Source organism: Vibrio sp. 10N.261.46.E11 (assembly GCF_041472735.1).
In the GTDB taxonomy this organism is placed as follows: Bacteria; Pseudomonadota; Gammaproteobacteria; order Enterobacterales; family Vibrionaceae; genus Vibrio.
This window is the reverse complement of record NZ_JBFRQW010000068.1, coordinates 42,499-55,592: the sequence shown is the minus strand read 5'-3', so window position 1 is coordinate 55,592 and position 13,094 is coordinate 42,499. Positions and strand designations below refer to the sequence as shown.

Annotated in this window: 11 protein-coding genes and 1 pseudogene; all 12 read left to right on the top strand. The window is 45.5% G+C overall.

Annotated elements, in window-relative coordinates:
- The gene (gene fliR / locus AB4407_RS19095) at positions 1–783 is read left to right on the top strand and encodes a flagellar biosynthetic protein FliR (RefSeq protein WP_372121648.1); all 783 of its coding nucleotides are present in this window, start codon (positions 1–3) and stop codon (positions 781–783) included.
- Positions 784–792: 9 nt separating this feature from the next.
- Positions 793–1,923, top strand: coding sequence for a flagellar biosynthesis protein FlhB (flhB, locus tag AB4407_RS19090; protein WP_372121647.1), 1,131 nt, complete (start codon positions 793–795; stop codon positions 1,921–1,923).
- A 347-nt stretch (positions 1,924–2,270) separates the two neighbouring features.
- On the top strand, positions 2,271–4,373 hold the full coding sequence (gene flhA, locus AB4407_RS19085) for a flagellar biosynthesis protein FlhA (RefSeq protein ID WP_372121646.1): 2,103 nt from the start codon (positions 2,271–2,273) through the stop codon (positions 4,371–4,373).
- A gap of 27 nt (positions 4,374–4,400) precedes the next feature.
- A complete protein-coding gene (gene flhF / locus AB4407_RS19080; protein ID WP_372121645.1) occupies positions 4,401–5,912 on the top strand; it encodes a flagellar biosynthesis protein FlhF in 1,512 nt (503 codons plus the stop codon).
- Positions 5,913–5,925: 13 nt separating this feature from the next.
- Entirely contained in the window at positions 5,926–6,813 is an 888-nt protein-coding gene (locus AB4407_RS19075) for a MinD/ParA family protein (protein ID WP_372121644.1), read from the top strand.
- Complete coding sequence (locus AB4407_RS19070) at positions 6,806–7,540, top strand: RNA polymerase sigma factor FliA (protein WP_009848537.1); 735 nt, start codon at positions 6,806–6,808, stop codon at positions 7,538–7,540. The genes AB4407_RS19075 and AB4407_RS19070 overlap by 8 nt, the downstream gene beginning before the upstream one ends.
- Before the next feature lie 42 nt (positions 7,541–7,582).
- Positions 7,583–7,951 carry a chemotaxis response regulator CheY gene (gene cheY / locus AB4407_RS19065; protein WP_012603445.1) on the top strand — a complete coding sequence of 123 codons (369 nt, stop codon included), beginning with the start codon at positions 7,583–7,585 and terminating at the stop codon, positions 7,949–7,951.
- A gap of 114 nt (positions 7,952–8,065) precedes the next feature.
- On the top strand, positions 8,066–8,797 hold the full coding sequence (locus AB4407_RS19060; RefSeq protein ID WP_372121643.1) for a protein phosphatase CheZ: 732 nt from the start codon (positions 8,066–8,068) through the stop codon (positions 8,795–8,797).
- A 9-nt stretch (positions 8,798–8,806) separates the two neighbouring features.
- Entirely contained in the window at positions 8,807–11,008 is a 2,202-nt protein-coding gene (locus tag AB4407_RS19055) for a chemotaxis protein CheW (protein ID WP_372121642.1), read from the top strand.
- Between the two features lie 13 nt (positions 11,009–11,021).
- On the top strand, positions 11,022–12,146 hold the full coding sequence (locus AB4407_RS19050) for a chemotaxis response regulator protein-glutamate methylesterase (protein WP_086048967.1): 1,125 nt from the start codon (positions 11,022–11,024) through the stop codon (positions 12,144–12,146).
- 10 nt (positions 12,147–12,156) lie between these two features.
- Positions 12,157–12,939: a ParA family protein gene (locus tag AB4407_RS19045; RefSeq protein WP_372121641.1), complete on the top strand. Its 783-nt coding sequence runs from the start codon at positions 12,157–12,159 to the stop codon at positions 12,937–12,939.
- A pseudogene (locus AB4407_RS19040) lies at positions 12,926–13,094 on the top strand (chemotaxis protein CheW); the annotation flags it as partial. The gene AB4407_RS19045 and the pseudogene AB4407_RS19040, both read left to right, overlap by 14 nt.

The window sequence follows — 13,094 nt, the reverse complement described above, 5'->3', positions numbered from 1 at the left end:
ATGGAATACCCAACGAGCCTTGTACTAGAGTGGTTAGCTAATTATTTTTGGCCCTACACTCGCATCTCAGCCATGCTAATGGTGATGACAGTAACTGGTGCACGCTTTGTGTCGCCGCGTATTCGTCTGTATTTAGGTTTAGCGATCACCTTTGCGGTGATGCCTATGATTCCTGCTGTTCCGAAAGAGATTGAACTGCTGTCTTTCCAAGGGTTCTTGACGGTATTTGAGCAAATCGTGATTGGTGTTGCCATGGGGTTCGTCACTCAATTCATGATTCAAACTTTCGTAATGCTCGGTCAGATCTTGGGTATGCAATCGAGCTTGGGTTTCGCCTCTATGGTGGATCCAGCTAACGGGCAAAACACGCCAGTACTGGGCCAGTTGTTTATGTTGCTAGCGACCATGTTTTTTTTGGAGACAGACGGTCACTTGAAAATGCTGCAGCTGGTGGTGTTCAGTTTTAAGACTTTACCCGTTGGCAGTGGAAGTTTGACTTCTGTCGATTATAGAGAGCTTGCACTGTGGCTTGGTATCATGTTCAAAACAGCATTAGCGATGTCATTGTCTGGTATTATTGCGCTGCTGACGATTAACCTTTCGTTTGGTGTGATGACGCGTGCGGCGCCTCAACTAAATATCTTTTCTTTGGGTTTTTCATTTGCACTACTCGTTGGCCTATTGCTTTGTTGGTATATCCTTGGCGGCTTGTTTAGTCACTATGAGTTATTCTGGATACAAACCGAACAACAGATATGTCGTCTAATCAGGTTAGAGTGCTAGGAGACTAAAATGGCAGAGTCAGACGGTCAAGAACGCACGGAAGACGCCACGCCCAAACGCTTGCAACAGGCCAAAGAGAAAGGGCAGGTTGCAAGGTCAAAAGAGTTAGCGTCGGCGTCGGTACTTATTGTTGGTGCGATTGCTTTAATGTGGTTTGGTGAATCGATGGCGAAAGCTATGTTCGAGACCATGCAACGTCTGTTCTCTCTGAGTCGGGAAGAGGTTTTTGATGCCACAAAACTCCTTGAAATTGCGGGCGGCGCATTAGTGAATCTATTGTTCCCGCTGTTCTTAATCCTGGTAACCTTATTTGTTGCAGCAGTGATTGGTGCTGCAGGTGTCGGAGGGATTAGTTTCTCTATGCAGGCGGCGATGCCAAAGGCCTCTAAGCTCAACCCACTTAGTGGTATCAAGCGTATGTTTGGCCTGCAGAGTTGGGTTGAACTGTTGAAATCCATCTTGAAAGTAGCACTTGTTTCGGGAATGGCCATTTATCTTATCCAAGCTTCTCAACACGATTTAATGCAACTGAGCATGGAGGTATACCCACAGAATATCTTCCACGCTTTGGATATCTTACTTAATTTTATTCTGCTGATCAGCTGCTCTTTGCTTATCGTGGTGGCGATTGATATCCCGTTCCAGATCTGGCAACACGCCGATCAGCTGAAGATGACCAAACAAGAAATTAAAGATGAACACAAAGATACTGAAGGTAAGCCTGAAGTTAAGGGCCGCATTCGTATGTTGCAAAGAGAAGCTGCCCAGCGCCGTATGATGGCTGACGTACCTCAAGCGGATGTGATTGTGACCAACCCAGAGCATTTCTCGGTGGCACTACGTTATAAGCAGAATCAAGATAAAGCACCTGTTGTGGTTGCTAAAGGTGTTGATCATATGGCAATGAAAATCCGTGAAATTGCCCGTGAAAATGACATCTATATTGTTCCAGCACCGCCATTGGCTAGGGCGCTTTATCACACTACCGAGTTAGAACAACAAATTCCTGACGGTCTGTTTACAGCAGTTGCTCAAGTGCTTGCATACGTATTTCAGCTGAAACAGTATCGAAAACGAGGTGGGGAGAGGCCAAAACTCCAAGATTCTAATATGCCGATCCCACCGGATTTACGACATTAGATCAATTGCTTGAGCTCTGCTTGATGAACCCTGATAATAGCGGGCTAGCTAATCCTCTTTTTTAAAGAGGCGATGGCAATAATTTGACGAAAAGTGTTGGTACAGTGTTTGCTATATCAACCTCGACTATTATAAGCCGATCATTAATAACTTTAGCATTGTAAATCTGAGCATTATAAGCCCAGTCATTATAAATCCGAGTGTTATAAACCCGATCAGTATAAATCTTAGTATTATTAAACCTGTGCATTTGAACCTATGCACTATAAATCATAGCCACATAGCTTAGACCTGAGCCTCAAATAGCTTAGTGAGATGGCTACAACATAGCGAAACTGTCTAGACTTATGAAATTCTCCCTGCCTTTTGCGGACAAGCTGCCTAAAATCCCTAATCGTGCGATGCCTGCAATTGGCGCGCCCGTTATGGTACTTGCGACGCTCGCTATGGTGGTGTTGCCGATACCAGCCTTCTTGTTGGACATGTTCTTCACTTTCAACATTGCACTGTCCATGGTTGTGTTACTGGTTTCGGTTTATACCCGTAGGCCTTTGGACTTCGCTGCATTCCCGACCGTACTTCTGATTGCGACTCTACTTCGATTAGCTTTGAACGTTGCTTCGACACGTGTGGTATTGCTTCATGGTCACGAAGGTGGTGACGCAGCTGGTAACGTTATCGAAGCCTTCGGTAACGTGGTTATCGGCGGCAACTACGCGGTAGGTCTAGTGGTGTTCTTGATTTTGATGATCATCAACTTCATGGTTGTAACCAAAGGTGCGGGTCGTATTTCGGAAGTAAGTGCGCGTTTCACCCTAGATGCCCTACCGGGTAAACAGATGGCAATCGATGCCGACTTGAATGCGGGTTTGATCGACCAAGATCAGGCTCGTACTCGACGTTTTGAAGTGACCAAAGAGGCTGACTTTTACGGCTCGATGGACGGTGCATCTAAGTTCGTTAAAGGCGATGCAATAGCCGGTATTTTGATCTTATTCATCAACATTATTGGCGGCTTGAGTATCGGTATGGCTCAGTTCGACCTTGGTTTTGGTGAAGCTATCGAAATCTATACGCTACTGACTATCGGTGATGGTCTGGTTGCGCAAATTCCATCGTTGTTACTTTCTATTGCTGCGGCGATGATGGTAACGCGTCAAAACGCTGATGAAGACATGGGCGAACAACTTGTCTTCCAAATGTTCGATAATCCTAAAGCCCTAATGATCACCGCCGCTATCCTCGGCATCATGGGTATTGTTCCTGGTATGCCGCACTTTTCTTTCTTAAGCCTTGCCGCTGTAGCAGGGGCCGGTGCGTATTTTATCGATAAAAAGAACAAGAAAAAAGTAGAAGAAAAAAATCTACCTGCAACCGCTAATGCCAATGGTGATAAGCCCGCATCGCAAAAAGAACTGTCTTGGGATGATGTTCAACCCGTAGATATTATTGGTCTCGAAGTGGGGTACCGCTTGATTCCTTTGGTCGATAGAGACCAAGGTGGTGAATTGCTTGAGCGCGTGAAAGGTGTACGGAAAAAACTGTCTCAAGACTTTGGTTTCTTGATTCCAGCAGTACACATTCGCGATAATCTGGAACTGACACCAAACAGCTATCGAATTACCCTGATGGGGGTCGCGGTGGGTGAGGCTGAGATCAAGCCGGACATGGAGCTCGCGATTAACCCTGGCCAAGTCTATGGGATGATAGATGGAGAGCCGACGATTGACCCGGCCTTTGGCCTTGAAGCAGTCTGGATTCGTGAAGAGCAGCGTGAACACGCACAAGCCTTAGGTTATACGGTTGTAGACTCTTCAACGGTACTTGCCACACACCTTAGCCAGCAGTTAACGAATAACGCTTCACAGTTGATTGGCCACGAAGAAGTTCAAAACTTACTTGAGATGCTTAGCCGATCAACACCTAAGCTGGTGGAAGGTTTTGTACCGGATCAATTACAGCTTGGTGTGGTTGTGAAAGTTCTACAAAACCTACTGAATGAAGCGATTCCAATTCGTGATATTCGAACCATTGTCCAAACGTTGTCAGAGTACTCTTCAAAGAGTCAAGAACCTGACATATTAACTGCAGCCGTTCGTATCTCACTAAAACGACTAATTGTTCAGGAAATCAATGGTATAGAGCCAGAATTGCCAGTTATAACCTTGATTCCTGAGTTGGAACAAATCTTGCATCAAACCATGCAGGCATCTGGCGGAGAATCTGCTGGTATTGAACCTGGTTTAGCCGAACGTTTACAAACCTCACTCAGTAACGCGACACAAGAGCAAGAACTGAAAGGTGAGCCAGCGGTATTATTGACCTCTGGTGTTTTACGCTCGACTCTAGCTAAGTTTGTGAAAAACACGATCCCAAGCTTGAGAGTATTATCTTACCAAGAAATACCAGACGAAAAGCAGATACGCATAGTACAAGCTGTTGGTAATTAAGCCGCCTAATTAGAACGGACGATCGAATTGAAAATTAAACGATTTTTTGCAAAAGATATGCGAACAGCTCTGCTCCAAGTTAAAGAAGAACTTGGCTCAGAAGCGGTGATCATGTCTAACAAAAAGGTCGCAGGTGGCGTGGAAATTGTTGCCGCTATTGATGGCGAATCTAGCCCATCGACAGCGAGCCCTAGACTCAATAAACCTAAGCAGCCTACGCAAAGCCAGTACACCCAAATAACTGAGTCAAAAGTACCAGCTGGGCGTCGTCAATTAGATGATGACAAGGTTAGCATCCAGCCGAATGCAGAAGGTGGACGCTCAATGACTAAGCGCTTTGCGAATATGCTAAAGCAATACAGTCATGGCGCAGAAGATGAGCAACAACATCGCGCTGAAAACGAAGACTCGCTATCAGCATTGCTCAATCGCCAGTCAAGTAAGGGTCATCAACCTCAGAGTAGCCAACATTCTAGCGGCAGCCTCGACTCGGCTTTTGCTCGTGAAACGGGTTTATCTAAATTGATCGCCGAAGATCGCAGAGTAGAGCGTCCAGCTCCTCGCTTAGATCCTACCCGTTATGATCGTGGTCGAGAGAATACTCAGTCCAAAGGTTCAGATACTGAAATGGAAACGATGCGAGATGAGATGACTTCAATTCGTCGTTTGTTAGAGCATCAAGTATCAGGTTTAATGTGGCAAGAGGTTGAGCGTCGTGAACCGCTCAGAGCCATGCTTATTAAGCGTCTTGAGCGTATGGGTGTATCTGCAGAATTAGCCGATCAAATGGCTTGCTATATTCCTGAAGATACCAAACCAGCACGCGCATGGAAGGCTTTGTTAGCACTGGTTGCTGACCAAATCTCTGTAACACAAAAAGATATTTTAAAACGCGGCGGTATTGTGGCTTTACTAGGCCCGACTGGCGTAGGTAAAACAACGACTGTTGCTAAGCTAGCTGCACGTGCTGCCATGGAATATGGTGCGGATAATGTTGCTCTAGTGACTACGGACACATATCGCATAGGTGCACATGAGCAGTTATCGATTTATGGTCGAATTATGGGTTGTCCTGTAAGAGTTGCTAAAGATTCTAGTGAATTGGCCGATGTAATATATCAGTTACGTAATCGTCGCCTGATTCTGGTTGATACTGCAGGTATGGGACAACGAGATGTTCGCCTATCTGAGCAGTTAGACACATTGATGCAAGAGAGTGGTTCCGTTATCAATAGTTACCTTGTGTTACCCGCAACCGCGCAACGCAAAGTACTACAAGAAACCATTGAACACTTTAGAAGAATCCCGCTGTCGGGATGCATCCTGACGAAGCTGGATGAATCGCTTAGTTTGGGTGAGTTCATCAGTGTGGTAATACAAAATGCATTACCAGTTGCTTATATAGCAAATGGTCAACGAGTTCCTGAAGATATCGTTATCGCTCAGCCAAAGTACATGATTGCTAAGGCCAATGAGTTATTAGAAAAATCTACAGAGAATGAACCTCATTACTGGAATAGCGATTCTGAAGGGCTCTAGGCGGCGGATAAATATGAATGAGAATATGATACACGATCAAGCTAGCGGCCTCCGTCGCTTAACCCAGCCTTCACTCACGAAAGTTATTGCTGTAACGGGTGGTAAGGGTGGCGTGGGGAAATCGAATGTAACGTTAGGTATGGCTATTTGCATGGCTCGCCAAGGCAAGAAAGTCATGGTGCTGGATGCCGATTTGGGATTAGCTAACGTAGACATCATGCTTGGCATTCGTTCTAAACGAAATCTTGGGCATGTGTTGGCTGGGGAGTGTGAGCTTAAGGATGCGATTGTCGAAGGACCGCATGGAATTAGAATAATTCCAGCGACATCGGGCACACAAAGCATGACTGAACTTTCACACGCTCAACACGCCGGGTTGATTCGTGCTTTTGGTTCGCTTGAAGACGAGATGGATATCTTGTTGGTTGATACTGCTGCGGGCATATCCGATATGGTCATCAGCTTTTCAAGAGCAGCGCAGGATGTGGTTGTGGTGGTTTGTGATGAACCAACGTCGATTACTGATGCATATGCATTGATTAAACTGCTGAGTCGAGAGCACCAAGTTCAGCGATTCAAAATTGTTGCAAATATGGTCAGAAGCTACCGCGAAGGCCGAGAATTATTTGCAAAGTTGACTTTGGTCACAGAGCGCTTCTTGAATGTGAGCCTCGAACTCGTAGCATGTATTCCTTTAGATGATAAAGTACGTCAATCAGTTAAGAGACAGAAAATCGTAGTAGATGCGTTTCCTCGCTCTCCAGCTGCATTGGCAATCAGCTCTTTGGCTAATAAGGCATTGACCTGGCCAATACCAAAAACACCAAGCGGACACTTGGAGTTTTTTGTTGAAAGGTTGGTGAACCGTACTGAATTTATAGAGGAAACATTTGGTGAATAAAGCGCTTACTTACGATCAACATGCTAATCACAATAGCCAACAGGCTTTTTTTGAGAAGTACTCTGTGTTGGTTAAGCGTATCGCTCATCATTTGTTGGGGCGATTACCGCCTAATGTATTAGTTGATGACTTGATTCAAGCTGGCATGATTGGCTTGATTGAAGCACAACAGAACTATGATGGTACCAAAGGCGCAAGCTTTGAGACGTACGCAGGTATTCGAATTCGTGGGGCAATGTTAGATGACATTCGCCGCGGGGATTGGGTGCCGAGATCGGTTCATAAAAATAATCGAGAAATCAGTAGTGCAATCGCAGAATTAGAGGGCACTCTCAATCGCGATCCCAGTGATGCTGAAGTGGCAAAGCACATGGGGCTGAGTTTAGACCAGTATCACAGTGCGTTAACTGATATTAATTGCTCAAAATTGGTTGGGATAGAAGACTTAGGTGTCTCTGATGATGTAATATCTCCGAATGAAGATTCTCAAGATAATACGCCTTTTCAAGGGGTTGCTGATGAATCATTCCGTCAAGCTTTGATCGACTCGATAAAACAGCTTCCGGAAAGGGAGGGCCTCGTGCTTTCGCTTTATTACGACGAAGAACTCAATTTAAAAGAGATTGGGGAAGTATTAGGTGTCAGCGAATCTCGTGTCAGCCAAATACTAAGCCAATCTATGCAGCGTTTACGCACTAAATTAAGTGCTTGGACACAGAACGACTAACAACACTGATTTTATTCAGTGGAGGCTAATTTGAACAAAAACATGAAAATTCTCATTGTTGATGACTTTTCAACGATGCGCCGAATTGTTAAAAACCTACTTCGTGATTTAGGTTTCAACAACACTCAAGAAGCAGACGATGGCTTGACCGCGTTACCTATGCTGAAAAAAGGCGAATTTGATTTCGTGGTAACTGACTGGAACATGCCGGGTATGCAAGGTATTGATCTTCTAAAACACGTCCGTGCAGACGCTGAACTTAAGCACCTTCCAGTGCTTATGATCACAGCAGAAGCTAAGCGTGAGCAGATCATTGAAGCAGCGCAAGCGGGTGTTAATGGTTACATTGTGAAGCCGTTCACAGCCGCAACTCTAAAAGAAAAACTCGACAAAATTTTTGAGCGTTTATAAGCACTCATAATAACCTGTTTTAGGCGCTTCATAGAGAGACATTAACTTTTTTGTTTCCCGTTTATCTCTAAGGCTGAAGCGTCACAAACTATGCGGAGTAAGGCCGGACTCAGGATGATTTCATTAGAACAAGCAAAAAAATTAGTAGAGCTGCTTGAAAACGATGAGCAGCAAGGTGCTGATTCTCTTGTTAGAAGCATTTATGAAGATAATTTTAATCTTCAAGATAACCCAATGCTTCAAGAAATAGGCAGTCTGACTCGTGACCTCCATGATTCTTTGACACAATTTAACTTTGACGAGCGTATTAACGTTATCGCAAAGGATGAAATCCCTGATGCCAGGGATCGCCTTCAGTATGTCATTGATAAAACGGAAGTTGCGGCGAACAAGACGATGGACGCTGTCGATCGTTGTATGCCAATTGCAACTAATTTACACGAGTGTTTACTTCAAGTAAGGCCTCAATGGAATGAACTGATGCATGGCCGCATTGAGCTGGTAACATTCAAAGCTTTATGCCACCGCATTGATGGATTACTTGTCCAAGTAGAAGGCGATAGTACTGAACTACGTGGACAACTGACTGAAATCTTGATGGCTCAGGATTTCCAAGATTTAACTGGGCAGATTATTAGCAAAGTTATTACCTTGGTGAATGAGGTTGAAGGACGTCTGGTAGAGATTCTCACCGTATTCGGAGCGAATCAAATAGAACCAACACCAGAGACAGAGAAGAAAGCATCTATTGCTCCTGAGGGGCCGATCATGAACCCAGAAGCTCGTGAAGATGCTGTTGGGTCTCAAGATGAAGTCGACGATTTGTTATCCAGTCTTGGATTTTAAAGGTAACGTATGAGCTACGATTTAGACGAAGATATTCTTCAGGACTTTTTAGTCGAAGCAGGAGAGATCCTTGAACTCCTATCAGAACAACTGGTAGAGCTAGAGAATAACCCTGACGACAAAGAACTACTAAACGCTATTTTCCGTGGTTTCCATACAGTAAAAGGTGGTGCTGGTTTCCTAGCATTGACCGAGCTGGTGGATACTTGTCATGGTGCTGAGAATGTGTTCGACATTCTAAGAAATGGCCAACGCAGCGTAACATCAGGACTGATGGATACCATGCTACAGGCTTTAGATACCGTCAATGTACAGTTTAAAGCCGTGCAAGATGAGGAAGCTTTAGTACCAGCAGACCAATCTTTACTGGATGAACTTCATCGCCTCTGCAAGCCAGAGTCTGAAGATGAAGTGGCACCAGTAGAAGCACCAGCACCGGTTATCCCTGAGCCTATCGTTGCAGCTCCTGAACCTGTTATCGCTCCGGAACCTACTGCTGAAAGTACAAACATCAGTGCATCTTCCGTGGATGATATTTCTGAAGATGAATTTGAGCGTTTACTGGATGAACTTCACGGTAAGGGTGGTTCACCAACGACATCATCTGTAGACACACCAGCGCCAGTACCCGTGGCACCTCAGCCAGTTGCTGCGAGTGGTGACATTACTGACGACGAATTTGAAAAGTTGTTAGATGAACTGCATGGTGCAGGTCAAAGCCCGACAGCTGCAAGCTCAACGCCACCACCTGCTCCAGTCGCTCCTGTAGCCAAAGCACCAGTAAAGTCTGAAGGCGATGACCTAATGACTGATGCTGAGTTTGAGAGTTTACTTGATCAGTTACACGGTTCAGGTAATGGCCCTTCAATTGAAGAGTTGGATGCTGCGACTAAGCCTGTACAAGCGAAGCCCGAGCCTGTTGCGCCGAAAGTCGCTCCTAAACCACAGCCTGCTCCTGTTGCTGTAAAAGCAGAGCCTAAGCCTAGCGTACCAGCAAAAGCCGAAGTTAAAGCGCCAGCGAAGAAGCAGCAAGCTGAAGCCACAGTTCGTGTTGATACATCAACACTGGATACCATCATGAACATGGTGGGTGAGCTAGTGTTGGTTCGTAACCGCCTTGTGAGCTTAGGTTTAAACAGCAACGACGAAGAAATGTCGAAAGCTGTCTCGAACTTAGACGTTGTTACTGCTGACCTACAAGGTGCAGTAATGAAGACGCGTATGCAGCCGATCAAGAAAGTATTTGGTCGCTTCCCACGCGTTGTCCGTGACCTTGCTCGTACCTTGCAGAAAGACATCGTTCTTGAAATGCGTGGCGAAGAAACGGATCTTGATAAAAACTTAGTAGAAGCACTTGCTGATCCCCTGATTCACTTAGTGAGAAACTCTGTCGATCATGGTATCGAAATGCCGGATGATCGTGTTGCTGCGGGTAAATCTAAAACCGGTAAGGTGATTCTGTCTGCCTCTCAAGAGGGCGATCACATTGAGCTTGCTATCGTTGATGACGGTGGTGGTATGGACCCTGATAAGCTTCGTGCTATCGCGGTTAAGCGTGGTCTGATGGATGACGATGCTGCGTCTCGCCTCACAAACAAAGAGTGTTTCAATCTAATCTTTGCTCCTGGCTTTTCAAGTAAAGAAAAGATCTCAGATATCTCTGGCCGTGGTGTAGGTATGGACGTTGTGAAAACAGCGATCAACACACTGAATGGTTCAATTGATATCGATTCAGAGATGGGGCAAGGCACCAAGATTACCATTAAGGTTCCTTTGACACTTGCGATCCTACCAACCTTGATGGTCGGTGTTGCGGGTCACCCGTTCGCATTGCCTCTGGCTTCTGTAAATGAAATCTTCCACTTAGATCTAAGCCGCACAAACGTGGTTGATGGTCAGCTGACTATTATCGTTCGCGATAAGTCTATTCCACTGTTCTACCTACAAAATTGGCTGACACCTAAAGAAGGTCTTGTTGAAGGACGTCAAGGTCATGGTCATGTTGTTATCGTGCAACTTGGTAGTCAACGTGTTGGTTTTGTTGTCGATGCGCTTATCGGTCAAGAAGAAGTGGTTATTAAGCCACTTGATAAGCTTCTTCAAGGCACGCCAGGAATGGCAGGTGCGACAATTACAAGTGACGGTCACATAGCATTGATTTTAGATGTGCCGGACTTGTTGAAGCAGTACGCAGCTGCATCAAGAATTTAACTTAAGGATAAATATGGCGATTAAAGTATTAGTCGTTGATGATTCGAGCTTCTTTCGTCGTAGAGTAAGCGAGATCATCAACTCGGAGGCTCGCCTAGAAGTCATCGATGTAGCAGTAAACGGTAAAGAAGCGGTTGAGAAAGCGAAACAGCTAAGACCTGACGTGATTACCATGGACATCGAAATGCCTGTCATGGACGGTATCACAGCTGTTCGCGAAATTATGGCTGCGTCTCCAACGCCTATTTTGATGTTTTCATCGTTAACGCATGATGGTGCGAGAGCAACGTTAGATGCTTTAGATGCTGGTGCTCTAGATTTCTTACCTAAAAAGTTTGAAGACATCGCTCGTAACCGCGACGATGCTGTTGCTTTGCTTCAACAGCGCGTGATTCAGATTGCTGCAAAGCGCGCGTTTATGCGACGTGCACCTGTTGCGCCAAGAACTACGGCAACAGCTACAGCTTCAACATCAGCGCCATTGCGCCAGCCTATTTCAGCAACAACCCCAGCTGCTAAACCAGCGGTTGCATCAACCGCGAAATTCAGAGCTTCGGGCAAAAAGTATCAGTTAACTGCAATTGGTACTTCTACTGGTGGGCCAGTTGCACTACAGAAAATTTTGACACGCATCCCTGCCAGCTACCCACATCCGATTGTGTTAGTGCAGCATATGCCAGCAACGTTCACCGCTGCTTTTGCTAGCCGATTGAATACCTTGTGTAAGATTGAAGTTCGTGAAGCTCAAGACGGAGACCTTTTGAAACCTGGGGTGGCTTATCTTGCTCCAGGCGGAAAGCAAATGATGATTGATGGTCGCCCGGGTTCGGCGCGTCTGAAGATTATCGATGGTGGTGACCGAATGAACTACAAGCCTTGTGTGGATGTTACTTTTGGTTCTGCAGCTAAGATCTACGGCGATAAAGTATTGTCTATGATATTGACCGGTATGGGTGCTGATGGTCGAGAAGGTTCTCGCATGTTAAAAACAGCGGGTTCGACCATTTGGGCGCAAGACGAAGATAGCTGTGTTGTATATGGTATGCCTCAAGCTGTAGCGAAAGCTGGCATTTCTACGGAAGACCTACCTCTAGACCGCGTTGCGGAACGGATTTTGGTTGAAGTTGGGTTAGCTTAGGTAAATCGACATGATTGTTTGGAGTGTTGCAAACCAAAAAGGTGGCGTTGGGAAAACGACAACGACAGTGACCCTAGCTGGCTTACTTGCCTTAAAGGGCCATCGTGTGTTGTTGGTTGATACTGACCCTCATGCATCACTAACCACCTATCTGGGTTACGACTCAGATACGGTGGAATCGAGCCTGTTTGACCTGTTCCAGCTGCGTGAGTTTGCTACGCAAGCTGTGAGAGAGTTGACAATACAGACTGAAATTGAAGGTATCGATATTATTCCCGCACACATGTCATTGGCGACATTAGACCGTGTAATGGGAAATCGAAGTGGTATGGGTTTGATCCTAAAGCGAGCTTTGGCCGCTTTGAAAAATGACTATGACTACGTGCTTATCGATTGCCCACCTATTCTTGGTGTGATGATGGTGAATGCGCTGGCTGCTAGTGATCGTATATTGATTCCGGTACAGACTGAATTTTTGGCAATGAAGGGCTTGGAGCGCATGATTCGCACTCTAACCATTATGCAGAAGTCTCGCAAAACACCGTTTAAGGTGACGATTGTCCCGACGATGTACGACAAGCGAACCAAAGCGTCATTGCAAACATTGACTCAGCTTAAAGATGACTACCCAAACCAAGTTTGGACATCTGCTGTGCCGATTGATACCAAGTTTAGAGATGCCAGTCTAAAGCGTTTGCCTGCATCTCATTTTGCATCGGGTAGCCGTGGTGTGTTTGCTTATAAACAGCTGCTTATTTATCTCGAGAGGTTAGCGATAAATGAGCGCGAATAACGAATCGACAATGACGCAACCAAGTTTATCGAGTGAACAAGCAATCGATGATTACTTCACTGCGCTGTTAGGTGATGAAAACTTTGAATCTGATGCTTTTTTTGTTGACGAGTCTAGCGACGAATCACAAACTAAAGAGCCAGAGCCAGAGCCAG